At 71.9% G+C, this 22,622-nt stretch carries 24 protein-coding genes; 16 read left to right on the top strand and 8 right to left on the bottom strand.

What is annotated here, in order from left to right:
- The first annotated feature begins 203 nt into the window (after positions 1-203).
- Both hutI and QSK37_RS03355 read left to right on the top strand, forming a co-directional pair.
- The gene (gene hutI / locus QSK37_RS03360) at positions 204-1,415 is read left to right on the top strand and encodes an imidazolonepropionase (protein WP_285580707.1); all 1,212 of its coding nucleotides are present in this window, start codon (positions 204-206) and stop codon (positions 1,413-1,415) included.
- 148 nt (positions 1,416-1,563) lie between these two features.
- Positions 1,564-2,379 (top strand): phosphotransferase, encoded by an 816-nt coding sequence (locus QSK37_RS03355; protein ID WP_285618863.1) that lies wholly within the window; start codon positions 1,564-1,566, stop codon positions 2,377-2,379.
- A gap of 31 nt (positions 2,380-2,410) precedes the next feature.
- Here QSK37_RS03355 and QSK37_RS03350 read toward each other — a convergent pair whose 3' ends face one another.
- Positions 2,411-3,076, bottom strand: a complete 666-nt coding sequence (locus QSK37_RS03350; protein ID WP_285617440.1) for a winged helix-turn-helix transcriptional regulator — start codon at positions 3,074-3,076, stop codon at positions 2,411-2,413.
- A 48-nt stretch (positions 3,077-3,124) separates the two neighbouring features.
- On the opposite strand from QSK37_RS03350, the gene QSK37_RS03345 reads away from it, so the two are divergent.
- Complete coding sequence (locus QSK37_RS03345; protein ID WP_285617438.1) at positions 3,125-3,505, top strand: hypothetical protein; 381 nt, start codon at positions 3,125-3,127, stop codon at positions 3,503-3,505.
- Complete coding sequence (locus tag QSK37_RS03340) at positions 3,505-4,191, top strand: alpha/beta hydrolase (RefSeq protein WP_285617436.1); 687 nt, start codon at positions 3,505-3,507, stop codon at positions 4,189-4,191. Before QSK37_RS03345 ends, QSK37_RS03340 begins: the two co-directional genes overlap by 1 nt.
- On the opposite strand, the gene QSK37_RS03335 is transcribed toward QSK37_RS03340, so the two are convergent.
- Positions 4,164-4,430, bottom strand: coding sequence for a GyrI-like domain-containing protein (locus QSK37_RS03335; RefSeq protein ID WP_285617435.1), 267 nt, complete (start codon positions 4,428-4,430; stop codon positions 4,164-4,166). The genes QSK37_RS03340 and QSK37_RS03335 overlap by 28 nt on opposite strands.
- Before the next feature lie 136 nt (positions 4,431-4,566).
- On the opposite strand from QSK37_RS03335, the gene QSK37_RS03330 reads away from it, so the two are divergent.
- From QSK37_RS03330 to QSK37_RS03320, 3 genes are all read left to right on the top strand, one after another.
- Entirely contained in the window at positions 4,567-4,893 is a 327-nt protein-coding gene (locus QSK37_RS03330; RefSeq protein ID WP_285617434.1) for a PadR family transcriptional regulator, read from the top strand.
- Between the two features lie 282 nt (positions 4,894-5,175).
- On the top strand, positions 5,176-5,484 hold the full coding sequence (locus tag QSK37_RS03325; protein ID WP_285617433.1) for a hypothetical protein: 309 nt from the start codon (positions 5,176-5,178) through the stop codon (positions 5,482-5,484).
- Positions 5,481-5,996 (top strand): TrmH family RNA methyltransferase, encoded by a 516-nt coding sequence (locus tag QSK37_RS03320; RefSeq protein WP_285580698.1) that lies wholly within the window; start codon positions 5,481-5,483, stop codon positions 5,994-5,996. Before QSK37_RS03325 ends, QSK37_RS03320 begins: the two co-directional genes overlap by 4 nt.
- A gap of 158 nt (positions 5,997-6,154) precedes the next feature.
- On the opposite strand, the gene QSK37_RS03315 is transcribed toward QSK37_RS03320, so the two are convergent.
- Together QSK37_RS03315 and QSK37_RS03310 are read right to left on the bottom strand one after the other, a co-directional pair.
- Positions 6,155-6,916, bottom strand: coding sequence for an MHYT domain-containing protein (locus QSK37_RS03315; protein WP_285617432.1), 762 nt, complete (start codon positions 6,914-6,916; stop codon positions 6,155-6,157).
- Positions 6,917-7,253: 337 nt separating this feature from the next.
- Positions 7,254-8,345: an IS701 family transposase gene (locus tag QSK37_RS03310; protein WP_285617431.1), complete on the bottom strand. Its 1,092-nt coding sequence runs from the start codon at positions 8,343-8,345 to the stop codon at positions 7,254-7,256.
- A gap of 150 nt (positions 8,346-8,495) precedes the next feature.
- Here QSK37_RS03310 and QSK37_RS03305 point away from each other — a divergent pair, with 150 nt between their 5' ends.
- Both QSK37_RS03305 and QSK37_RS03300 read left to right on the top strand, forming a co-directional pair.
- Positions 8,496-9,338, top strand: a complete 843-nt coding sequence (locus tag QSK37_RS03305; protein ID WP_285617429.1) for a DegV family protein — start codon at positions 8,496-8,498, stop codon at positions 9,336-9,338.
- Between the two features lie 81 nt (positions 9,339-9,419).
- On the top strand, positions 9,420-11,006 hold the full coding sequence (locus tag QSK37_RS03300) for a serine/threonine-protein kinase (protein WP_285617427.1): 1,587 nt from the start codon (positions 9,420-9,422) through the stop codon (positions 11,004-11,006).
- A 12-nt stretch (positions 11,007-11,018) separates the two neighbouring features.
- On the opposite strand, the gene QSK37_RS03295 is transcribed toward QSK37_RS03300, so the two are convergent.
- The gene (locus tag QSK37_RS03295; RefSeq protein WP_285617425.1) at positions 11,019-12,656 is read right to left on the bottom strand and encodes a carboxylesterase/lipase family protein; all 1,638 of its coding nucleotides are present in this window, start codon (positions 12,654-12,656) and stop codon (positions 11,019-11,021) included.
- A 193-nt stretch (positions 12,657-12,849) separates the two neighbouring features.
- Here QSK37_RS03295 and QSK37_RS03290 point away from each other — a divergent pair, with 193 nt between their 5' ends.
- Together QSK37_RS03290 and QSK37_RS03285 are read left to right on the top strand one after the other, a co-directional pair.
- A complete protein-coding gene (locus tag QSK37_RS03290; RefSeq protein ID WP_285617423.1) occupies positions 12,850-13,608 on the top strand; it encodes a ComEA family DNA-binding protein in 759 nt (252 codons plus the stop codon).
- On the top strand, positions 13,605-16,055 hold the full coding sequence (locus tag QSK37_RS03285; RefSeq protein ID WP_285617422.1) for a ComEC/Rec2 family competence protein: 2,451 nt from the start codon (positions 13,605-13,607) through the stop codon (positions 16,053-16,055). The genes QSK37_RS03290 and QSK37_RS03285 overlap by 4 nt, the downstream gene beginning before the upstream one ends.
- Positions 16,056-16,078: 23 nt before the next feature.
- Here the strand turns inward: QSK37_RS03285 and QSK37_RS03280 are convergent, their stop codons facing one another.
- A complete protein-coding gene (locus QSK37_RS03280; protein WP_285617421.1) occupies positions 16,079-17,077 on the bottom strand; it encodes an LLM class flavin-dependent oxidoreductase in 999 nt (332 codons plus the stop codon).
- Positions 17,078-17,195: 118 nt separating this feature from the next.
- On the opposite strand from QSK37_RS03280, the gene QSK37_RS03275 reads away from it, so the two are divergent.
- The 5 genes from QSK37_RS03275 (at position 17,196) to QSK37_RS03255 (ending at position 21,081) form a co-directional block, all read left to right on the top strand.
- Positions 17,196-17,684, top strand: a complete 489-nt coding sequence (locus QSK37_RS03275) for a nitroreductase/quinone reductase family protein (RefSeq protein ID WP_285617420.1) — start codon at positions 17,196-17,198, stop codon at positions 17,682-17,684.
- 799 nt (positions 17,685-18,483) lie between these two features.
- The gene (holA, locus tag QSK37_RS03270) at positions 18,484-19,443 is read left to right on the top strand and encodes a DNA polymerase III subunit delta (protein ID WP_285617417.1); all 960 of its coding nucleotides are present in this window, start codon (positions 18,484-18,486) and stop codon (positions 19,441-19,443) included.
- A gap of 46 nt (positions 19,444-19,489) precedes the next feature.
- Entirely contained in the window at positions 19,490-19,897 is a 408-nt protein-coding gene (locus QSK37_RS03265; protein WP_285617416.1) for a hypothetical protein, read from the top strand.
- 65 nt (positions 19,898-19,962) lie between these two features.
- Entirely contained in the window at positions 19,963-20,469 is a 507-nt protein-coding gene (locus QSK37_RS03260; protein WP_285617414.1) for a hypothetical protein, read from the top strand.
- Between the two features lie 381 nt (positions 20,470-20,850).
- A complete protein-coding gene (locus QSK37_RS03255; protein ID WP_285617412.1) occupies positions 20,851-21,081 on the top strand; it encodes a hypothetical protein in 231 nt (76 codons plus the stop codon).
- 137 nt (positions 21,082-21,218) lie between these two features.
- On the opposite strand, the gene rpsT is transcribed toward QSK37_RS03255, so the two are convergent.
- Together rpsT and QSK37_RS03245 are read right to left on the bottom strand one after the other, a co-directional pair.
- The gene (gene rpsT, locus QSK37_RS03250; protein WP_285580676.1) at positions 21,219-21,488 is read right to left on the bottom strand and encodes a 30S ribosomal protein S20; all 270 of its coding nucleotides are present in this window, start codon (positions 21,486-21,488) and stop codon (positions 21,219-21,221) included.
- An 82-nt stretch (positions 21,489-21,570) separates the two neighbouring features.
- Entirely contained in the window at positions 21,571-22,515 is a 945-nt protein-coding gene (locus QSK37_RS03245; protein WP_285617410.1) for a phosphotransferase family protein, read from the bottom strand.
- Between the last annotated feature and the right edge of the window lie 107 nt (positions 22,516-22,622).

Raw genomic sequence — 22,622 nt, 5'->3', positions numbered from 1 at the left:
TGTACAGGGGGGCGTTGGTGCACTACCGTGACGAAACCGAGTTTTCCGGGTTCGTTGCTCCAGGTGGTCTCATGGCCACCTCCTTAACCGCACTTGGGTCCGTCGGCAGCGTTGCCGTCGTTAGTCGAGCGAGAGCAGGTGACCCGCTGCATGGCGTCCGGACACCCTTCACCGGCGCAGTGGCGTAGCCGGGCGGTGATGCAATGACCGTACGTTTGCTGACGAACATCGGTCGGCTGTGGACCGGCACCGACGTGTGCAGCAACGCTGCGATCCTCGTGCACGACGACCGCATCGTCTGGGCGGGGCCCGCCTCGGACCTGCCCCAGAGCGTCCCCGGCGTCATCGACGACATCGTCGACGTCGACCACGTCGAGAACCTCGGCGGCGGGCTCGTCACCCCGGGCCTGATCGACGCGCACTCCCACCCGGTCTACGCGGGCAACCGCTGGGCCGAGCTCGCGATGCGCACGAGCGGCTCGACGAACAACGAGATCGTCGCGGCCGGCGGCGGCGTCGCCTCCACGGTCACCGTGACCCGCGGCACCGACCCCTGGACCCTCTGCAACAACGTCCGCGAGCGGCTCCGGCAGTGGATCTGCGCCGGCACCACCACGATCGAGGCCAAGACCGGCTACCACCTCACCCGCGACGGTGAGCTGGCCGACATCCGGATGCTGCGTTCGCTCGAAGAAGAGCCGTCGATGCCGCGCATCCACGCCACCTTCCTCGCCGCGCACGTCCTGCCGCCCGAATACTTCGGCCGCCGCCGCGACTACATCGAGGCCGTACGCCTCTGGGCGGGCGACGCCGCCGCGGCCGGCGCCGACAGCATCGACGTCTACTGCGACGAGGGCCACTTCACGCCCGACGAGGCCCGTGTCCTGCTGATGACCGGCCAGCGGGTCGGGCTCAAGGCCCGCATCCACGCCTGCGCCAACGAGCGCGTCGGCGCCGCGCAGGTCGCCGCCGAGGTCGGTTGCGCCTCCGCCGACCTGCTGACCGAGGCCAACGAGGACGACATCAAGGCGCTCCACCACGGAGGCGTCGCCGCGACGATCTGCCCGGGCAGCGCCCTTCACAACGGCCGCACCCCGCCCGTGCGCGCCCTGCTCGACCGGGGCGTGACGCTCGCGCTCGGCACCGACCACAACCCGGGCCAGTGCGGCATCACCTCGATGCCGCTCGTCGTCGGCCTGTCCGTCGCGATGTTCGGCCTCAGCGTCAACGAGGCGCTGCGTGCCGCGACACTCGGCGGCGCGGCCGCCCTGCGCGTCTCCGACCGCGGCGCGCTCGCACCCGGCATGTACGCCGACATCGTGCTCTGGGACGCCGACCACGAGGGCGCCTTCGCATGGGCGTTCGGCCTCCGCGCCCAGCGCGTCTGGCGCGGCGGCGTCCCCGTCCAGGTCTAGCGCCTGTCTCGAAGCCCCCGGAGGACCGCGGCGGAGGAACGCCTGCCAGCGCAGGTCTACGTCTTCGTTGGTCCACCGGCGAGGTCATCGGTCCGTTCTCGCAGAGCATCGCGTCGCACGACTCGAACAGGGCGGTAGCGTGATCGGCATGACGGCTGCAGGCGAGGCAGCAGATAGCGAAGCACTGGTCGGCGGCATGGCGAACGCGGGGGCGGTCTTCCGCCGGGGCGACCTTGTCGAACGCCCCGCGCCACACAACGCCCGCGCCCTCCATGCCCACCTTCTCGCGCTCAAAGAGCACGGCTTCGATGCGGCTCCAACCCCTGTCCGCCTTACGGCGGAGGGTCGCGAGCAGCTGACCTTCATCCCCGGGGACGTGGCACTGCCGCCGTTTCCGCGCTGGGTGCTGACGGAAACCGCCCTCGAATCGGTGGGGGACCTTCTGCGCCGCTTGCATCAGGCCGGCACGGCCATCGAGGTCGACCCCCACACTGGGTGGTCCGGAGAGCTCGCCGATCCAGCGGGGGGACCGCTGCTATGCCATAACGACGTGTGCCCGGAGAACGTCGTCTTCCGTGGTGGCCGCGCCGCCGCGCTGATCGATTTCGACCTGGCGGCCCCGGGCCGCCCCATCTGGGATGTCGCCATGACCGCCCGCTACTGGGTCCCCATGCTCGATCCCGCATCCGCGACCACCTTCCACCCCGACGGCCTCGATGCCCCCGCACGACTGCGGATCCTCGCCGACGGCTACGGCCTCTCGCCGCGGGAACGGGCGGAGTTGCCCAGTGTCATCGAACAGGCAACCGAGACATGCCGGGCCTTCGTCGCCCGGCGCGTCGCCAACGGTGACCCCGTCTACCTCCAAGCACTGGCCGAGCGCGGTGGTTGGGCTCGCTGGGACCGCATCCAGGCGTGGCTGGTGGCTCACAGAGATCTGTTCACGGCTGCCCTGCAGCGTTAACGCACTCAGAGGTTGAGAACAAGCTGAGGCCTTACCGCGTCTCGGCCGGCTCCAGGGGAGCCGGGCGGCGGAGGCTCGCGGCGAAGCGGGCGGCGGCCTCTTCGTCGCCCTCGACGCGCAGCGCCCCGTCGGCCGCGGCCTCGTCGAGTGCGCGGTCGCCGAACGCCACCGATCTCAGCGTGGCGACGTCGGTGACCAGTACCGCGTCCGGCTCGTCCGCCCCGCCGCGTTCGAGCCGCAACCGCCCGTCCGCGACCACGGCGCGGAAGCGGTCGTCGCCGAGGCGGAGCTCCCAGGTCCCGTCCCGGGCCGCGTCCGCGTCGAAGCTCGTCCGCAGCGCGAGCATCAGCGCGTCGGTGCTGAGCTCGTTGCCGGAGGTCCGCGGCGACCGGCTGCCCCAGCGGCCGAGGTGGAACAGCACCGGTTCCAGGCCCCGGCCCCACTCCGTCAGCTCGTACACCCAGGTGGCCGCGGGCGGGCCGAGCCTGCGGCGGCGGACGACCCCGCCGGTCTCCAGCTCCCGCAGGCGTTGGGACAGGACGTTCTGGCTCGCCGTGGGCAGGCCGTGGCGCAGGTCGGTGAAGCGTTTGGGGCCGAACAGCAGCTCGCGTACCACGAGTAGCGCCCATCGCTCGCCGATCACATTGAGGCCGCGAGCGATCCCGCACGGATCGTCGTAACGCCTTTTGTCCGACACGGTCGCTATCGTATCCAGGATCATTTACTCCTGATTTAGGAGCAACGTATGGAGGCACTCGCTCAGGGAGACCTGCGCCTGCTGGACGACTGGACGGGGGAGGAGGTCGTCTTGCCGACGTTCGCGGGCGCGCGCAAGATCGCCGCGCTGCGGCCGTGGCCGGACTCCGCGGGACCGCCGCCCGAGGTGCTGTCGCTTCGCGGCCGGATGGAGGTCGCCGACGTCGAGGGCGTCGTGCCGGAGTACGCGTCGGCGCAGCGTCGTTACGCCGGCGAGGAGCGGGCGGCGGCCGGTATCGCCGAGATCGATGTTCCGGGTCTGCGGATGGCCCGCCTCGCGCTCCGGCCGTCGTGGGTCGGGGTCCTCGACTTCCGCACGCGTTTTCCCGGCGGCACGACCGCCGGAGAGTTCCAGAAGAGAGGGCGCTGATGGCGACCTATGTCCTGATCCACGGTGCGGGCGACGCCTCGTACTGGCAGCGGCTCGTCCCTGAGCTGCGCGGGCGCGGCCATGACGTGGTGGCGCCCGAGCTGCCGAGCGACGACGACGCGGGCCTGGCCGGCTACACCGACACGGTCCTGTCGGCCATCGGCGACCGTACGGACCTGGTCGTGGTGGCGCAGTCGCTGGGCGGCTTCACCGGCCCACTGGTGTGCGACCGCGTGCCGGTGCGGCTGCTGGTGATGCTCTGCGCGATGGTCCCCACGCCGGGCGAGACGGCCGGTGACTGGTGGGGCAACACCGGTTCCGATCAGGCCCGCCGCGAACAGGCCGTCCGCGACGGGCGCTCACCGGAGTTCGACGTGGTGGAGACCTTCTTCCACGATGTGCCGCCGGAGATCGTGGCGGAGGCGACGGCGCGTGAGCCGCGGAACGAGTCGGCCTCGATGTGGACCGACCCGTGGCCGCTGCAGGCGTGGCCGGACGTCCCGACGCGCTTTCTGCTGGGCCGCGACGACCGGTTCTTCCCGGCGTCGTTCCTGCGCCGCGTCGTACGCGACCGGCTCGGCATCGTCCCGGACGAGATGGACGGCGGCCACTGCCCGGCACTCAGCCGTCCCAAGGACCTCGCTGACCGCCTGGAGGCCTACCTCCACGAAGAACCGGCCGGCTGACGGCTCTCGATCGGCGCCTGTAGCTCGGTGACCCACCTGCCGGGAGAGCCGGGCGGGCACTCGAGGTGGAGCTCCCGCGCGTACGCGACGGCGCGGTGGCCGTGGGCGTCGATCCAGCGGGTGAGCGCCTGCTCGGTCGCGACGACCTCCTCCATCGGCCCGTGGTGCACGACCGTCGCCGCCGAGGCGACGCCCGCCAAGTCGGCGACCGTGAAGTCGTACGCGTCGTCGGGCTCCACGGCGACGGGCGGACACGGTGCACGACGATCGCGCCGTCGGGTCGTGGCTCGCGGCGGTGCCGGTGAGCTCGGCCACCCGTATGGGCGGGCGCGGTTGAGCGTGCCGAGAGGTCGCATACTTCGACACTCGATATATATGTTCGTGATCACGCGAACGATGAGCGAGGCGACCTACTTCATTCTGGCGGCGCTGCTCGACGGCCCTCTCCACGGCTACGGCATCATCAAGCGCGCCGGTGAGCAGTCCGATGGCCGGGTGCGCCCGGCGGTCGGGACGCTCTATGGCGCGCTCGACCGTATGGCGGCGGGCGGCCTGATCGCGGTCGACCGGGAGGAGGTCGTCGACGGGCGGCCTCGCCGTTACTTCCGTGTCACCGACGACGGCGTCGCGGCCGTCACGAAGGAGGCCGCGCGGATGGCGGCTGCGGCGAGTCTCGTACGACTCCGGCCGGTGCACCCGTGAGCGCGGAGCGCTGGTACCGGTTGCTGCTGAGCGCCTACCTCGACGGTCACCGCGACGAGCTGCTCGGCGCGCTGATCGAGACCGGTGCGGGCCGTCGCACGCCCTCGGCGCGGGAGAGCGTGGCGCTGGTGCGCGGCGCGTTCGCCGCCCGCGCGCGGCGGCGGTCGGCCCTCCCGATCCGCTGGTGGGCCGACGGCCTTCATCTCGCGGCCCTGAGTCTGGCCGTCGCGGCGTTCGGCGATGCGGCACTGGGATCGCCGGGGCGGGCCCGTGCGATCCGCCGTGTACGCGCTGCTGGTCGTGGCCGTACTGTACGGCCGGTTCCTGGTGGCGTCGCCGATCGCCGTGTTCGCCGCCGCGCAGAACAGCGTAGGCATCGTCCCGTGGATGCGCGTGCAGAGCGCCGACGTGCGATTCAACGCCTCGCTTTGGCTGCTGGCGGGCGTCGTAGCACATCGGCCCCACCCTGTGTCATGGTCGAGCGGCTATCATTCGGGTCCGTATGAGGCTCGTCGATGGCTCGCGTCCGCCGCTGAAAGGGCGCATCTCATGACTCTCACGACAAGGGGCGTCACCGCCCGGGTGTGGTGAGCGCGCGGTCGATCCGGGTGCGCACGCCCCGCGACCTGCACCGCTCCCGCCGGCGGCGTTCGCATCGCTGCTGGGACCATCTGATCGTCGCCCCGCTGTGGCCGCAGCACGGGGCCAACCTCGGCACCCTCCTCCGCACGTGTGACGCCGTCGGCGCCTGCCTGGCCGTGCCCCGGCTTCCGTGGGTGCCCGAGGCTCTCGCCCGCGGCGACACGCTGCGCGAGCGGGCCTGTGTGCACTGGGTTCACGGGCCGCTGCGGTGGCTGCGGAACCAGAGGGACACCCACGTCCTCGGTGTCGAGCTCGCCGAGGACGCGGTACGCCTCGCCGATCTGCCGATGGCCCGCCGCCGTACGGTCGCGGTGCTCGGGAACGAGCGGACGGGCATCCCGCCCGAGGCACTCGACCTGCTGGACGAGGTGGTGGAGATCCCGATGATCGGTACGGGGGCGAGCCTGAACGTCGCGGTCGCGGGCTCACTCGTGCTGTACAAGCTGGCCGGGATGTCGTGAGCGCCGCGGCTCGGGTTCTGCGTCGTACTGAACCCGAGCCCTGCCTTCGCCGCAGCGTCCATAACCGGGTATTCGGCTGATCCTGTCGACATGGAGACGATCGGGAGCGACGCCTGGAAGATGCCGCGTTGCGGCCCCCGATAAGTGCCGTTGCAGTGCTACTCATTCCGCAGGCGTGCGGCGACTTCCTGGTAGTACTGCTCGGTCTTGATCTCCTCGGCGGACGGAGCGAGCGCGAGAGCCGACAAGATCATGACCGGGCAGGCGATGATCCAAATGATCAGAGGCCAGGCGAGCATCGAATTCTGCGCCCCTGTCGGCATCGGCGCCTTGGCGTCGAGCACCATGCTCGTCGCGGCCATTCCGGTGTAATGCATGCCGCACACGGCCAGTCCCATGATCGGTACCGCGAGCACCATCGCGGCCTTCCGGCGGACATTTCTTGTTATCCAGAGAGCGGCGGTCGCCGCGATGACTCCGATGGCCACGGAAAGCACCACGAGAGGGACGTTGTAACGGAGCGATCCCTGTACTCGCATTGACGCCATGCCCATGTAATGCATTGCCGCGACACCGCAGCCGGTGATCAGGCCGGCGGGCAGGAGCGTGCGCATTCCCGGCTTGCTGTGGCCGACCAGGAACATGCCGAATCCGACGATCACGATGGCGATGACGAGGCTCACCACCGTCAGGGCGACATCCCACCTGACCGGGGAGCCGTGAACGGTGACTCCGAGCATCCCGGTGAAGTGCATGCCCCAGATGCCGGTCCCGCCGATCGACACCGCGGACAACGCCAGCCAGACGTTACGGGAGGCGCGGGTGGCTCCTCTCGCCTGAGTCGTGCAGATCAGGCCAAGGCCGCAGCCGAGGCAGGAGACCAAATAGGCAATGATAGGGATTTGCGTGCCATATTCCATGTGTCCCAAGGCGAGATTTACCTCCGAAATGATCGCTAACGGTCGACTGGCGCGCACGCTCCGTAGCGGCGTCAGCGATTGGCTACGTTAAGTCAGTATTAGTGTCGACGTCATATCGCCGACCACAGCGCCGCCTGATGGCGAAAAATGCGATCACACCTCAACACAACATCGGCATTCATTTCAACAGTGATCAACAGCTGGCCGTGGAGGGAATACGGTCCGTAACCGTGCTCACGTCCGAGGCGCGATCGCCGTGACTACAACGGCACTTGGCTGCTACCGTGCAGCGGCACCCCGGGGGATGTGCTCAGCCGAATACTCGGTTTTGGTCGTCTCAGGGACGGGCGACCGTGACGACCTGAAGGGCGTGCGCGAACATCGACAGGGTGATGTGGCGGTACCAGGCGTCGTAGTGGCGCGCCTGGTAGTGGTCCAGGCCGGCGTCGTCCCGTGCGGCCCGGAAGCACTCCTCGATGGCCTGCCGCGTGCCGGCGACGGTGATGAGCTCGTTCAGAGTGGTGCGGGCCGGCCCGTAGCAGACGTAGTAGGTGAGCTCGCCGTCGCTCACGCGGCGCCGGGCCAGCAGCCAGTGGCCGCGCCCCGGGGCGTGCAGCGGCCGGATCGGCGTACGGACCCAGTCGTCGGCGCCCGGGCCGTGCGCGTCTTCGCCGCGGGAGCGGCGTCGCCACGCGCGGGCGGATAATGCGGCGATCAGCTCATCGACGCGCGACTCCCGCAGGCCCTCGGTGACGACCGTGTCGTCGCGGCCGGTCGCCACGACGTGGAAAACGTCCCGGCATTCCAGCCAATACCGCAGGTGGCCGGCCTTTCCATAGGTCTCGTCGGCGGTCAGCCATCGGAACGGCACCTCGGCGGCGATCGCCGCCGCGATCATGTCCTGCGCCTGACGCGATTTGGCCGCGAACCGCACCCGATCCGGAATTCCGGCAGTCCGGCGGCGTACCGGGTCATCGGCCCAGGATTCGGGCAGATACAGCTCCCGGTCGATCAACGCCCGGCCCTTGCCGGACGCGTACGCCAGGAATGTGCCGACCTGGCAGTTCTCCATCCGGCCCGTGGCGTCCGAGTACTGCCGCTCGACCCCCGCGGAGCCGGTGCCTTTCTTCGTGAATCCCGTGGCGCCGACGACCAGCGCCGCATTCACGTCGCCCAAATGCTCGACGACGTACTCGCGCAGGTCGTCACGCACGGCCGCGGCGTCCCAGACGGCCTTGCGCAACAACCTCTGCATCCCGTCCGGGCTCACCTCTCCAGCGTGTTCGGCGAGAGTCCATCCGTTCTTACGTTCCAGACCCGCCAGCAGGCCCCGCAGATACGCGAACGCCCGGCGCCGCGGCTCCGCCCTTCCGAACCGGTGCCCGAGACGTTCATAAAGCTCGTCGAGCCCGGCGACCTCCACGCTCACGAACAAGATTTTTCCGGTCGATGAGCGATCACGCGAATCGAATTGCGCGACACGGTTCGCGGATTCTCCGTTCGTTTTCGCTTCGCACCGTTGACGAGGGTGAACGGCGGGCGAGGAGGCCGCCGGGCGACACGGCACTAGACTCCGGGCATGAGAGCAGCGGTCGCGATCGTCACCGATTCCACCGCCTACCTGCCGGAGGACGTCGTCTCCGCGCACGACGTGACGGTCGTTCCGCTCCAGGTCGCGGTCGGCGGTGACGTCCGCGAGGAGGGCCGGGGCCGTACGACGGCGGGCGGGCCGCGCGACTGGCAGGCGCTCACGACCTCGCGGCCCTCGCCTGAACGCTTCGGCCGCGCGTACCAGGCGGCGGCCGGCGCCGGCGCGCGGGCGGTCGCCTCCGTGCACCTTTCCGGCGAGATGTCGGGCACGGTGGACAGCGCCCGGCTCGCCGCGGATGACGCGCCGATCCCCGTCCGGGTGGTGGACAGCCGTTCGATCGGGATGGGGCTCGGGTTCGGGGTGATGGCGGCCGCCGAGGCCGCCGCGTCGGGCGCCGGCCTCGACGAGGTCGCCGACGCCGCGACGCGCCGCGTGCGCGCGACGCGTTCGCTGTTCTACGTCGACACCCTGGAACACCTGCGACGCGGCGGCCGCATCGGCGCGGCGGCGAGCCTGCTGGGCTCCGCGTTGATGATCAAGCCGCTGCTGCGCATCACGGGTGGACGAATCGCGCCGCTGGAGAAGGTGCGGACGACGTCGCGTGCGCTCGCCCGGCTGGAGGAACTCGCGGTCGAACTCGCCGGTGACCGGGAGGTCGACGTGGCCGTCCAGCACGTGGCGGCGTCCTCGCGGGCCGCCGCCCTCGCGGCGCGGCTGCGCGAGCGCATCCCACGCCTGTTCGAGCTGTACGTCGGCGAGGCGGGCCCGGTCGTGGGCGCACACGTCGGTCCGGGGATGCTCGGCGTGGTCGTCTCGCGACGGCAGTTCTGAACCGGCCCGCCCTAGAATGTCGCGATCACGGGGAAGTACAGCTGGCGGTCTCGATGATCGGGACGTACGGGGGTTATGACGATGAGACCTCTGCGGCCGGAGGACCCACGAGAGATCGGCTCCTACCGGCTGGTCGGCCGGCTCGGCGGCGGAGGCATGGGACAGGTGTTCCTCGGCCACTCGCCGGGCGGGCGGCCGGTCGCGGTCAAGGTGCTGTTGCCGGGGCTGGCGGCCGACGACGGCTTTCGCCGCCGTTTCGGCCAGGAGGTGGAGGCGGCTCGCCGCGTCGGCGGCTTCCACACCGCGCCGCTGGTCGACGCCGACCCGACCGCCGACCCTCCGTGGCTGGTCACCGCCTACATTCCCGGCCCCTCACTGCGCGAGGCGGTCGAGGCGCATGGACCGCTGCCGCCACGAAGCGTCCTGGCACTGGGCGCCGGGCTGGCCGAGGGCCTGGCCGCGATCCACGCCTGCGGGCTGGTGCACCGGGATCTCAAGCCCGGCAACGTCATCCTGGCCGTCGACGGTCCGCGGATCATCGACTTCGGCATCGCTCGCGCGATGGACGCCGCAGCGATCACCGCCACCGGTTCGCTGCTCGGCACGCCGGGCTTCATGTCCCCCGAACAGATCCATGGCAGCGGCGATCTGGGACCCGCCAGTGACGTATTCGCCCTGGGATCCGTGCTGACCTTCGCCGCCACCGGCCGAGGGCCCTTCGACGGAGGATCGACCGCGTCGATCGGCTACCGGATCCTCCACACCGAGCCCGACCTGGGCACCCTGTCCTCGCCGGTGCGGGAACTCGTCGCCGGCTGCCTGGCCAAGGATCCCGCGGCCCGGCCGCTCGTCGCCGACGTCCTGCGCGAACTGTCCGCGTCGGCCGACAGGCCCGGCGGCTGGCTTCCCCCCGCGGTGACGACCATGGTCGCGGAGCGGAACGCCCCTCTCAACGGGGACGCGCCGTCCGGGCCGGGAGCCCGCGCCGACGGCCCTGTCGCCGACCGGGGCACGCTCGAGTGGACGCCGCCCGGCCACGGCGACGAGGGACAGCGGCCTCTGTGGCCGTCCGAGTCGGCCCAGTGGCGGCAGCAACCGCCGCCGCCCTACCCGACCTGGCCGGGCGGGGCGCCGTCCCGCGGCGCCGGGCCGGTACGCGCCATCGTGGTGGCCGGGGCGGCCCTGGCGCTGCTGGCGGTGGTGGGCATCGTCGCGTTCGCCACGACACGGGACACGGACGGCTCTGGAGGCCGGCGGAAGAACGTGACCGGCACCGCCAGCCCATCCGCGCCGGGCGTTCCGGCGCTCTCGCCCGGTACCGCCGCCGCGGTCGCCGGCAACTGGCGGGGGACCTACACCTGCCTGCAGGGCGTGACCGATCTCGAACTGGTGATCCGGCCGGTGACGACGGACGGCGGGCTGGAGGCGACCTTCAGCTTCTCCGCCCATCCGGGCAATCCGTCCGTCCCGTCCGGCTCGTACGCCATGCAGGGGACGTTCGTCTCCCGGGACCTCGAACTCCGAGGCGTGCGCTGGATCGAGCGGCCGGGCGACTACCTCATGGTCGGGCTCAGCGCCGACGTGCCGGAAGACCACCCCTCCCGCATCAGGGGAAGGGTGGTCTCCGAGACCGCCGGGTGCACGACGTTCTCCGTCGACCGGGAATGAACCGGCGTTCGATCAGAGCGATTTCCAGAAGCCGCAGTGGTGCTCGCTCGACAGATCGGCCCGAGTGTCCCCGCCGGTGTTCAGCGACCGTACCTCCGTGCCGGTGAAGCGCGGCCAGGTCACCGTGCCGCCGCCGTTCGGGTCGCCGGTGTGCGCGAAGGTGGTCCAGTAGCGGATCATCTGGTCGGACAGCTTCCGCTGGTCGGCGTTCAGCGGGGTGCGGAACTGCTCGTCGTCGAACAGGTACTGCAGCTCGGCGGCGTGGAACGCGCCGGTCGGGAAGCTCGGCGAGGATCCGTCACTGGCCCACGGCGCCTTCGCGTCGGCGAACTCGTACGCGTAGGTGGGCACGCGCGTGCTGAGCAGCCGGTCGGTGTCCAGCGCGGTGCAGGCCCACGCGGAGTCGGTCCAGACGGTGGAGAGGGCCACGCTCGGCGACTCGTACGCGTCGACCGGGTACTCCTTCAGGACTTCGGCGGCCTTCTCCGGGCCGAAGAAGTCCCGCAGGTCCTGCCGGTAGTCGGCGTCGGTGACGGTGTGCCCGGTGAAGGTCTCGATGGCGGCGACGAACGTACGGTGCTCGTCGCGGGTGGTGCCGTGGATCACCGGGACGCGGTTGAAACGGCCGGTGGCCAGCGCCGTCTTCGGAGACAGCGGCAGCACGCCGCCGTCTCCGGCCGCCGGCCCGTACCCCTGGCCGCCGTCGGAGGCGTCGAGCAGTTCGGCCACCGACTTGCCGCGCAGGCAGGCGACGGTGTCCTGCTCGCAGCCGAGCTTGGCGGCCACCGCCTCGCCCTGCTTCTGCGCGGTGGCTCGTGGCCGTACGACCCAGTTTCCCTCGGGGTAGGGCCACTCGGACGCCATCGTGCACGGGCCGCTCTGCACGATCGCGCGGCGGAACAGCCCGGCCGAGGCGGGGGAGGCCAGGTGCGCGCAGGTGCTCGCGCCGCCGGCGGACTCGCCGAAGAGCGTGACGTTGCCCGCGTCTCCGCCGAACGCCGCGGCGTTCTTCCGCACCCAGCGCAGCGCGGCCTGCTGGTCCTCGATGCCGTAGTCGCCCGACTTCTCCCGCGCGCCGTCCAACGCCGGGTGGTCGAGGAAGCCGAACACTCCCAGCCGGTAGTTGAGCGTGACGACGACCACGTGGCCCTCGGTGGCCAGGCGCTCGGCGCCGTACAGGCTGCCGGAGCCGGAGTAGAAGCCGCCGCCGTGGATCCAGAACATGACGGGAAGCTTCTCGCCGTTGCTGTTCGCAGGAGTGGTGACGTTGAGGTAGAGGCAGTCCTCGTCGTCGCTGGCCGCGTCGCCGAGGAACCCGGCGGTCTGCGGGCACGAGCTCCGCGGCTCGGTGGCCGCCCGTACGCCGGACCAGCGCCGGGGTGGCTGCGGGGAGGTCCATCGCAGGTCACCGACGGGCGGCGCGGCGTAGGGGATGCCGTCGAACTGGCGGTACCCGTCGCCGACGCTGCCGCGTACCGCCCCGTCGCCGACGCGGACGACGGCGGGGTCGCCGTTTCCCTGGTCGGCGCGGGCGGCGCCGGTCAGCCCGGCGGCGAGCGCCCCGGCGATACAGGCGGTGGTCACCAAGCGAACGGACGTCTTGGCGCGGGCGGCCCGCCGCGCCGTCGAACTGCCTGGCTTTTGCTTCATGAGGAACCCCTCGGTTTCATGCCGGATCAGGTAGGCATGACTCTCCGGCACCCGGCGGCCGGTGTCAGTGGGCCTGAACCCTGGTGAGGGGTGGACCTGTCACCACCCGTGCTCGTACGGGTGGGGATCGGGGTTATCCACAGATCGCGTTCGGTCTGTCGCTCTGTGTTCCGGCGGATTAGCTTTTCGGGCCATGAAGCATCCGATGGATCCCTCCGCGCTCGATCGGCTTCGTGAGGCGTTCCGGCCGCCGCGGTCGTTCGGCGGCGGGCCCGTGCCGCCGCCGCAAGGCCCTCCCGCGGTGGCGTTACGCGCCTCGCCCGACAGCCCTGATGACGCCGGCCGTCCGCGCCTGGATCCGGGCCTGCCCGGGGTGCGGGTGCTGGCACTGGCCGCGCTGCTGGCCGCCCTGGTGGCGGGTGCCTGTTTCTGGTGGTCGCGCCCCCGGCCGCGGCCGGCCCCGCCACCCGTCGTCCGGCCCGCCGCCGCGTCGCGGGTCGCCGCCACGCCCTCGCCGGTCTCCGCCCCGCTCGTCGTCGACGTGGCGGGGAAGGTCCGTCGTCCCGGCGTCGTCACGCTGCCCGCCGGGTCCAGGGTCATCGACGCGATCAAGGAGGCGGGCGGCGTCCGTCCCGGTGCCAGGACCGGCACCCTCAACCTGGCCCGCAAGGTCGTCGACGGCGAGCAGATCCTCGTCGGCGTCACCGCCACGCCCGCGTCCGGGTCGTCGCCGGGTGCTTCGGCATCGTCCGTGCCCGGCGCGCCTCTCGACCTGAACGCCGCGACGGCCGGGGAGCTCGACCAGCTGCCGGGCGTGGGGCCGGTGCTGGCCCAGCGCATCGTCGACTACCGCACCCAGCACGGCGGGTTCCGCTCGGTCGATGAGTTACGGCAGGTGTCGGGCATCGGCGAGGCCAAGTTCGCCGACGTGAAGGGCCTCGTCCGCGTATGAGCGCCCCGCCACCGGACGATGACCTCCCGGCTCTCGCTGCGGGCGAGGCACCGGCGGGCGAGCACCCGCCCCCCGTTCCCGCCGGTACGGGTGCCGGCGGCGGACCGTGGGCGGCCGTGGAGGACGTACGCCGCGTCGCCGGGCCGGACCTGCGGCTCGTCGGTCCGACCGTCGCGGCCTGGCTGGCGGCGCTGGTCCTGCTCGCCGCGAGCCCGGCGGTCGCGTACCTCGTCGCCGCCGCCTCGTTGACCACGGCCGTCGCGTTGCTCGTCCGGCCGGCGCCGGCGGACGCTCGCCGCCGACCGGCGGGCGGGGTGCGCACGGCCTCGGCGGCCGTCCTGATCTGCGTGGCCGCCTCCGCGCTCGGCGTCGGGTCACGGCTGGCCGCCGTCGGATCCGGGCCGGTACGCGGACTGGCGAAGCGCGGGGCCACGGCACGCCTCGACGGGGTCGTGACCGGCGACCCGAGGGCGGTCGTCAAGACCGGCGCGGTCCACCACCGCGAAACGGTGATCGTCCCCGTCCGCGTCGAGCAGGTCGGCAACCAGCGGGTACGGGTGCCCGTCCTCGTGCTCGCCACGGCCCCGGCCTGGAAGGGGCTGCTGCCGAGCCGTCGCATTCGCTTCACCGCCCGCCTGACGACGCCGGAGCGGAGTGAGCTCCTGGCGGCCATCGCCCTGGTGCGCGGCCCGCCGACGACATTGGGGGCGCCGTCGCCGCCCCAGCGCGTGGCCGGGGTCATCCGCCTGCGCCTCCGAGCAGCGGCGAGCCACCTGCCGGGCGACCAGCGCGGCGTGCTGCCCGGCCTGGTCGACGGCGACACGTCGCTGCTCCGGCCCGACCTGGCCGACGCGTTCGAGAAGGCCGGGCTCACCCACCTCATGGCGGTCAGCGGTGAGAACCTCTCGCTGGTTCTGGGCGCCGTGCTCGGCCTCGGCCGGTTCGCGGGCCTGGGGCGGCGGGCGGGTCCGCTGCTCGCCGGCGCCGCCATCGTCGGGTTCGTCGTCCTGGCCCGTCCCTCACCGAGCGTGCTGCGCGCCGCCGTGATGGGCGGCATCGCACTGATCGCGGTGGTCGGCGGACGCGAGCGCCAGGGCGTGCCCGCGCTGTGCGCCGCCGTCCTGGTCCTCGTCCTCGCCGATCCGGAGCTGGCCCGGTCGTACGGCTTCGCGCTGTCGGCGTCGGCGACGGCGGGCATCCTCGTGCTCGCCCCGGCGTGGCGCGATCGGCTCAGCAGGCGGATGCCACGGGGCCTCGCGGAGGCCCTCGCCGTGTCCGCCGCCGCGCATCTCGCCTGCGCGCCCCTGCTGGCGATGCTCGGCACCGGAGTCAGCCTGTCCGCGATACCGGCCAATCTCCTCGCCGCTCCGGCCGTCGCACCCGCGACGCTGCTCGGTGTCCTGGCCGCGACGGTCGCGCCCTTCTCGCTCGGCGTCGCCCGTCTCATCGTGTGGCCGGCGGGCCTGGCGGTCGGCTGGATCACGGGCGTCGCCCGGTTCTTCGCCTCGATGCCGTACGCGGTGATCGGATGGCCGGCCGGCCTCACCGGCGTCGCGCTCCTGCTCGCCACCGTGGTGGTGGGCGCGCTGGTGTTCCGCCGGCCGATGGCCCGCGGGATCGCCGCCGCGGTCCTGGCGGGCGTCGTCCTCGTCGCGGTCGGAACGCACGTCCTCGCGCCGTCCTGGCCACCGCGCGGCTGGCTGTTCGTGGTCTGCGACGTCGGTCAGGGCGACGGCCTCGCGCTGTTCACCGGCCCCGGGCAGGCCGCCGTCGTCGACACCGGTCCCGATCCGCTCGCGATGGACCGGTGCCTGCGCGACCTCGGCGTCCACACCGTTCCGCTGCTGGTCCTCACCCATCCGCACGCCGACCATATCGACGGCCTGCCCGGAGTGCTGCGCGGCCGGGCGGTCGGCACCGTCGTGATCAGCCCGGACAGCGACGGCGAGGAGCGGCACCTCCTCGCCGGCCGGACACCCCGCACGGCCGGTATCGGCGACGTCTGGACCGTCGGCCCGCTCACCCTGTCCGTGCTCGGCCCGCTCAGCACTCTGCGCGTGACCGCGCGTGACACCGGCACCACGGTCAACAACGCCAGCGTCGTCATGCTCGCCCGCTGGCCGGACCTCAGCGTCATGCTCTCCGGCGACGTCGAGATCGAGGCACAGCGCGAGCTCCTGGCGGCCGGAGTCCCGGCCGCCCAGGTCCTGAAGATCCCGCACCACGGCTCGTCACATCAGGACCCCGCCTTCCTCGCCGCCGTGCGCGCCCGGGTGGCGATCGCCTCCGTCGGGGCGGACAACGACTACGGCCATCCGGCGCCGTCGACCATGTCCACGCTCACCCGCCTGGGCGAGCGTGTCTACCGCACCGACCGCGACGGCGACGTCGCCGTCATCGGTTCGCGCGCCGGCCCCACCGTCGTGACCCGGAGGAACAGACCATGACCGGCCGATGCGGCGCGGCGCCGTCAGAGGTCCTTGGCGACCTCCGCGACGATCTCGTACGAGCGGCGGCGGGCGGCCGGGTCGCCGATGTTGGTGGAGACCATGAGTTCCTGGGGCCGGGTGCGTTCGAGCAGCGCCAGCAGCCCCTTGCGGACCGAGTCCGGGCCGCCGACAATGTGCGACTCGGTGAACGTCGAGATCGCCTCGCGTTCCTGCGGCGTGTACTCGTAGACCTGTGCCTCCTCCGGCGTCGGCAGCAGGCCCGGGTTGCCCGAGCGCAGCCGCAGGATCGACAGTCCCTGCGGGGCGGCGAGGCGGTGCGCCTCCTCGTCGGTGTCGGCGGCGAACACCGCCGCGGTCACCATCGCGTACGGCCGGTCCAGGCCACCGGCCGGTTGGAAGCTCGACCGGTACAGCTCCAGCGCGGGATCGGTGAACCGGGCGCTGAAGTGGTGCGCGAACGCGAACGGCAGGCCCAGCACGCCCGCGAGCTGCGCGCTGTACCCGCTGGAGCCCAGCAGCCAGACCTCCGGAGGGTTCTCTCCGGTGGGCACGGCGCGGATCCGCGGGTACGTGCCGTCGAGGAACGCCCGCAACTGGGCCAGGTCTTCGGGGAACGCGTCCGCGCTCAGGTCGGGGCTGCGGCGCAGCGCGTACGCCGTCGCCTGGTCCGTGCCCGGCGCGCGGCCGATGCCCAGGTCGATACGGCCCGGGTGCAGCGCCTCCAGCGTGCCGAACTGTTCCGCCACGACCAGCGGCGCGTGGTTCGGCAGCATCACGCCGCCCGAACCCAGCCGCAGAGTCGTCGTGGCCTCCGCGAGATGCGCGATGAGGACAGCGGGGGACGAACTGGCGATACCGGGCATGCCGTGGTGCTCGGCGACCCACAGGCGGTGGTAGCCGAGCCGCTCCACCACCGGGGCCAGATCGACGGACGCCCGCAACGCCTCGGCGGGGGTCGTCGCCGTGCTCACCGGCACGAGGTCCAGCACTGACCAGCGCACATCACTGAATTCGGCCATATAACACGTAACCGGCGGCACCTAATGGCGATTCCCACCATCCCGGACGAGAACGTGCGAGATCCGCGCGAGCCCGTTCCAAGAGCCCAGCCCGGATTCGATCGGGCATTATTGGACGATGAGCCGAGAAGCGTCCGGCGCCCACGGACCCGAGGGGCTGTTGCTCCACACTCTGCGGGCACCGCGTTGGTTGTACCGCCGCGACCTGGGTTTCCTTCTCGGCAAACGCTTCCTCTACCTGGCCCACCAGGGACGGCTCACCGGGCTCCGCCGCGAGACCGTGCTGGAGGTCGCCCGTCTCGACCACGAGACCGGCGAGGTCGTCGTGGTCGCCGCATGGGGAAACCGCGCCGACTGGGTGCGCAACGTCCGCGCCGGCCGCGCGCTCGAACTGCGTATCGGCCACCTCCGCTTCGCCGAACCCGAACACCGCTTCCTACCCGCCGAGGAGTGCCGCTCCCTCCTCATCGCCGTCCGCGAGGCCCATCCACTCGGCTGGCGACTGCTGACACGCGTGTTCCCACTCCCACCCGACCCGAAGAACGACGACCTCGGCTCCGTACGCGCCATCGCCTTCCGCCCCCACGTCCCAGCCAACGCCGGCTGACCACACCAACACCGAAAGCCTGCCCTCCCGCACGTCCGACGGGTGGTGTGCGCGGCCACTCGTGGTGGTGTGTCGGGGGTGGCCATGTCGGTGGCATTGCCGCCCGGCTGGTGGTTCGCCTGGCCGACGGGTGGTGTGCGCGGCCATCCGTGGTGGTGCGCCGGGATTGGTCACGTCGGTGGCACCATCGCCCGCTGGTGCTCCACTCGACTGACGCGTGCTGCGCACGGCCACCCGCGGCGGCCACGTCAGTGGCACCGCCGCTCCGCTGGTGTTCCGCGATCGCTTCGCTGGTGTTCCGCGACCGCCTTGCGGGTGTTCCGCCGCGATCCCGAGGCAGCTTGGCGGCGCCACCGCCTCCGCGGGCGCTCTGCCGCCGCATTGCGCCGCGATCCTGACGTCGCGCAGCACAATGCCGCCGCACACGGTCAGCGGAGCACGGCCGGTGCCACCCGGCGGTGCCTGCACCGGGCCGTCCTGACCATCGCCGTTCCCCGAAGCGGCCGTATCCCGGCCGCAGGCGGGGCGGTGGTGTTCCGGTTCGCGGCGGTGGCGTCCGCGTTGCCAGGTGGCGTGGGACGGAGGCGGGCGCCATCGAGGTCGTCTCCCGTACGACGCTCTGTTCCTGGAAGCTCCCGTGCTGCTACCCGGCGGGGCGGCTATGCGTCGGCGACCGGCTGTGGCGGCGTACCCGGATTCGGGGGGCTGCGGCGGCGTATTCGGTTCCTTCTGTCGCCGGGCGTCGGTCGAAGTCGCCGGTACGGCGCGGAGGATCGTCGTGGCATGGGATGCTGCAAGCGTGTCCTCCGAACGTCTCACACTGATCGTCGGTGACGAAGAACTGCTGGTCGACCGGGCGGTCGCCGACGTGGTCACCGCCGCACGCGCGCGCGAGTCCGATGTCGAGGTGCACGAGTTGACTCCGGCCACGCTGAGCCGTGGTGCGCTCGCCGAGTTGACCTCGCCGTCGCTGTTCGGCGGGGGACGGGTCGTCGTGCTCCGCTCCGCGCAGGACTTCGGCAAGGACTTGATCGCCGAGATCGGTGCGTATGCCGCGAACCCGGCCGACGACATCGATTTCGTCGTCGTGCACGCGGGCGGTGTCAAGGGCAAGGCGCTGGTCGACGCCCTCACCAAGGCGGGTGCGCGCAAGGTCACCTGTCAGAAGATCACCCGGCCGGGGGAGCGGGTCGCCTTCGTACGGGCCGAGGTTCGCCGGGCCGGCGGCAGCATCGGCGAGGACGCCGCCCGCAACCTGCTCGACGCCGTGGGCAACGACCTTCGTGAGCTCGCCAGCGCATGCAGCCAGCTCGTCGCCGACACCGGCGGCAAGGTCGGCGACGCGGCGGTCGCGCGCTATCACCGCGGACGCGCGGAGGTCAGCGGCTTCAACGTCGCCGACCGTGCGATGGAGGGCAAGCTCGCCGACGCGCTCGAACAGCTGCGCTGGGCCCTGGCCACGGGTGTCGCCCCGGTCCTGATCACGAGCGCGCTGGCCCAGGGCGTCCGCTCACTGGCCAAGGTCGGCGGCGCCCCGCGTGGGTTGCGCGGCGCCGGGCTCGCCAAGGAGCTGGGCATGCCGCCGTGGAAGGTCGACCGCGTACGGCAGCAACTGCGCGGCTGGACACCGGAAGGCGTCGCGCAGGCCCTCCAGGCGGTGGCCGAGACCGACGCCCAGGTGAAGGGCGCGGGCGCCGACCCGGCGTACGCTCTGGAAAAGGCGATCAACCAGATCGTCGTCGCCCGCGGCACGCGCTGACGCGCCGTCGCGCGGCGTGGTGCCGGGCCAGGGCGGGTGAGCGCGCATGGACGGGCTGTGGGAGCCGGCGGCGGAAGGACCGGAGTTCCCGGTCGTCTGGCGTGGGTACGACCGGCGGCAGGTGGACGAGTACGTACGGAGCCTGACGAGTGACGAGACCGCCGGACCCGGGCTCGACGGGCCGCCACCGGTGTTCGACGTGGTGCCCCGCGGGTACGACCGGCGGCAGGTGGATGAGTACGTACGGATGACCGGTGGTGCCGCCGACCCCGGAGTCTGCCTGCCGCGGCCGAAGTTCGACGTGGTGCTTCGCGGTTATGACCGGCGGCAGGTGGATGAGTACGTGCGGTCGGCCGGTGGGGCCGGGACCGACGGTCCGCCCGTGTTCGATGTCGTACTCCGCGGATACGACCGGCGAGCGGTCGAGCGCTATATCAATGAATTCGGCCGCTAGGCGGCGTTCGCGATAATCGGTTTACCGTCGAACGGGTCATGCCGCAGTCTGGTGCGATGAAAGTCATGACGGAACCGCGCCTCGGAGTCGATTTCGGCCGGGTCATCCACGGCGGCGCGGCGGAATCAGGGGAAGCGGACACCGTCTTCCTCGACGGAGACGCCGAGGAGGCGATGCGATCCCCGGCCACGGCGGGCATGTTCGAGACCCTGCCCGGACTGGTCGACCGGTTCGGCGGCCGTGTCTGGGTGATATCAAAGTGCGGCGAACGCATTCAGCGACGCACGCTGGAATGGCTCGACCGCCACGACTTCTACCAGCGCACCGGAATCGCGCCGCGGAACGTTCGTTTCTGTAGAAAGCGCGCCGACAAGGCCGGCCACTGCGCCGAACTCCGCATCACCCACATGGTCGACGACCGTCTCTCGGTCCACACGGCCCTGCGAGGGCTCGTACCGCACCTGTACCTGTTCGGCCCCCAGCCGGCCACCCCGCCCGACTGGGTACACCCGGTCGCCACCTGGGCGGAACTCGACGAACAGATCACCGCCTCCTGGGCCGCCAGACTCTGAGCCGACGCCACCGCACGGTGAGGGGGGACCGGGCCGACCGCGCGCACCGAGCGGCGTCCGTACGGTGACCGTGCTGGGTGGACGACGGTCGCGGTCGGCTGGAGCGACCCCACGACGATCTTGCGGCTGGCCGGTCGGTGAGCCGACGGCGGTTTGAGGGCGGCCGATGGGCTGACGGCGATCTGCAGGCGGCCGGCCGGCGATGTGTGCGGCGGGGTGTCGAGGTGTCCGGGGCGATCACAGGATCGGCACGGCTGGGGCGACCGACACGCGATCTTCAAGCGGCGTGCGCCCGGCATCGCGGCGGCCTGGGACGTTCGCGCGATTTCGTGGTGACCTTGGCTCCGGACCGCTCACCGCTGTCCAGCTTCGCGCGCTGCCATGGCCGAGGTCGTACCCGACGACCCGCGGGAGGCGCCCGGCACGGCGACGAGCAAACCCACCGTCAGCGCGACCGGCGAGGCCGGCGCGACACTGCCGGCCGCCGCCCGCCACGAGCGGCTCGACGCCGACGCCCTCCGCGCACGGATCGCGGTGGCGCCAGGCGGACGCGGGCCTGTGGGAGCAGGACGTCACCGAACAAGTGATCGCCGGGCCGGGCGGCGATGGTGATCAGCGGGCGGGTGCGCGGCGATCCGGGCGAACTTGTGGGGGCGCCCTTGAACCGGAGGTGGGGGTGCGGCGAAGTCTTTGGACAGCACAACGACGCCGCGCCCGGTTGGGGCGCGGCGTCGGAGAGCCTTCGAACCTTACTTGGCCTGCAGCGCGGCGGCGCGCTTGGCGATCGCCGACTTGCGGTTGGCGGCCTGGTTCTTGTGGATGACGCCCTTGCTGGCGGCCTTGTCGAGCTTGCGCAGTGCGATGCGCAGCTGGGTGTTGGCCGCGTCGGCGTCGCCCGACTCGGCGGCCTCACGGAACTTGCGGATCTCGGTCTTCAGCTCCGACTTGACCGCCTTGTTGCGCAGGCGAGCCTTCTCGTTCTGCTTGTTCCGCTTGATCTGGGACTTGATGTTCGCCACGAAAGAAGCCTCAGGTATGAAGTCGATGGGATGGGGCGCGGGACCTAACGCGCCCACACGCAGTGGGACAGCCTACCAAGCCCTAACCCAACGCCCAAACCGAACCGGAATCCCAGCGCCGGGCCAGCCAGCCGGTCGCGCTCTCAGCGTACGCCCGCTGGTAGGCGCGGATCGTCGGGAGCCCGGGCGGGGCCGGCCGGCGGCAGTGATCGGCCAGGAACCCGGCGAACGCGCACAGCAGCGCGTCCACACCCTCGCGGGGCGCGCCGGCGTCCGCGAGGATCTCGTCGGCGGCCGGATCGTCCACCTCGACCAGCAGGAGCGCGAGATCGACCCAGGGCGCGCCCCTGCACGCGTGGGCCCAGTCGACGACGTGCACGCCGCCGGAGCGATCGAGCAGCACATTGTCCGCACGCAGGTCGAAGTGGAGGAGCGTGTCACCGTCCGCGTAGCCGCTCCACGACTCCTCCAGCGCGGCGAGCCGGTCGAGGCGCCGTGACTCCCAGGGACCCAGATCCGGCGGCGGGTCCGCGGCGAGCGTCCGCCAGCCGGTGAACGCGGCGTCCATCTTCTCCACCACGCGGGGAAAGCCGTCCGGTGCCGGCGTCAGTGCTCGCGCCATGGCCGCGACCGCCGCCACGACCCGGTCGAGCTCGGCGCGGCGCCACGGCAGCGCGGGCGTACACCCGTCGACGTCCTCGATGCCGAGAACCACCCAGTCGCCGTCATCATGGCTCCAGCGCAGGCGCGGCGCGGGCACGGCGGCCGGCAGGGCGGCGAGCGTACGGACCTCGCCGCGATGCAGGTCGGGGGAGACGGGATTGATCGACGACGCCACCGCCTTGACGAACAACCGGCGCCCGTCCTCCAACAGCAGCCGCGCCGCCACACCGGGCGAGAACCCGCCCCGCTGGTCGGCCGCCCGCACGACGACCGCCCCCGCGCGCTCCTCGACGACCGACCGGACGTACGCCGGAAGATCGGCCCAGGCCGGCCGCGGACCGGCGGCAGGTGGAGGCGAAGCCATGGGCGAATCCTCGCCAATCCCCGCCGCCCCCTCAACGGGATTTCCCGCGTGGCCGCGCGCTCGGTGCGCGCCGGCGCTCGGCGGGTAGAGCGCGCGAGGGCCCTGCC

The organism is Actinoallomurus iriomotensis (assembly GCF_030269445.1).
Lineage (GTDB): Bacteria > Actinomycetota > Actinomycetes > Streptosporangiales > Streptosporangiaceae > Actinoallomurus > Actinoallomurus iriomotensis.
This window is presented reverse-complemented; position numbering and strand designations above follow the sequence as displayed.

Coding starts and splice junctions, on each gene's coding strand:
- QSK37_RS03315 (WP_285617432.1), bottom strand. CDS start 6,916: ATGGAATATGGCACGCAAATCCCTATCATTGCCTATTTGGTCTCCTGC.
- QSK37_RS03355 (WP_285618863.1), top strand. CDS start 1,564: ATGACGGCTGCAGGCGAGGCAGCAGATAGCGAAGCACTGGTCGGCGGC.
- QSK37_RS03275 (WP_285617420.1), top strand. CDS start 17,196: ATGAGCCGAGAAGCGTCCGGCGCCCACGGACCCGAGGGGCTGTTGCTC.
- hutI (WP_285580707.1), top strand. CDS start 204: ATGACCGTACGTTTGCTGACGAACATCGGTCGGCTGTGGACCGGCACC.
- QSK37_RS03290 (WP_285617423.1), top strand. CDS start 12,850: ATGAAGCATCCGATGGATCCCTCCGCGCTCGATCGGCTTCGTGAGGCG.
- QSK37_RS03265 (WP_285617416.1), top strand. CDS start 19,490: ATGGACGGGCTGTGGGAGCCGGCGGCGGAAGGACCGGAGTTCCCGGTC.
- QSK37_RS03345 (WP_285617438.1), top strand. CDS start 3,125: ATGGAGGCACTCGCTCAGGGAGACCTGCGCCTGCTGGACGACTGGACG.
- QSK37_RS03300 (WP_285617427.1), top strand. CDS start 9,420: ATGAGACCTCTGCGGCCGGAGGACCCACGAGAGATCGGCTCCTACCGG.
- QSK37_RS03260 (WP_285617414.1), top strand. CDS start 19,963: ATGACGGAACCGCGCCTCGGAGTCGATTTCGGCCGGGTCATCCACGGC.
- QSK37_RS03255 (WP_285617412.1), top strand. CDS start 20,851: ATGGCCGAGGTCGTACCCGACGACCCGCGGGAGGCGCCCGGCACGGCG.
- QSK37_RS03245 (WP_285617410.1), bottom strand. CDS start 22,515: ATGGCTTCGCCTCCACCTGCCGCCGGTCCGCGGCCGGCCTGGGCCGAT.
- QSK37_RS03340 (WP_285617436.1), top strand. CDS start 3,505: ATGGCGACCTATGTCCTGATCCACGGTGCGGGCGACGCCTCGTACTGG.
- QSK37_RS03285 (WP_285617422.1), top strand. CDS start 13,605: ATGAGCGCCCCGCCACCGGACGATGACCTCCCGGCTCTCGCTGCGGGC.
- QSK37_RS03280 (WP_285617421.1), bottom strand. CDS start 17,077: ATGGCCGAATTCAGTGATGTGCGCTGGTCAGTGCTGGACCTCGTGCCG.
- QSK37_RS03330 (WP_285617434.1), top strand. CDS start 4,567: ATGTTCGTGATCACGCGAACGATGAGCGAGGCGACCTACTTCATTCTG.
- QSK37_RS03295 (WP_285617425.1), bottom strand. CDS start 12,656: ATGAAGCAAAAGCCAGGCAGTTCGACGGCGCGGCGGGCCGCCCGCGCC.
- QSK37_RS03305 (WP_285617429.1), top strand. CDS start 8,496: ATGAGAGCAGCGGTCGCGATCGTCACCGATTCCACCGCCTACCTGCCG.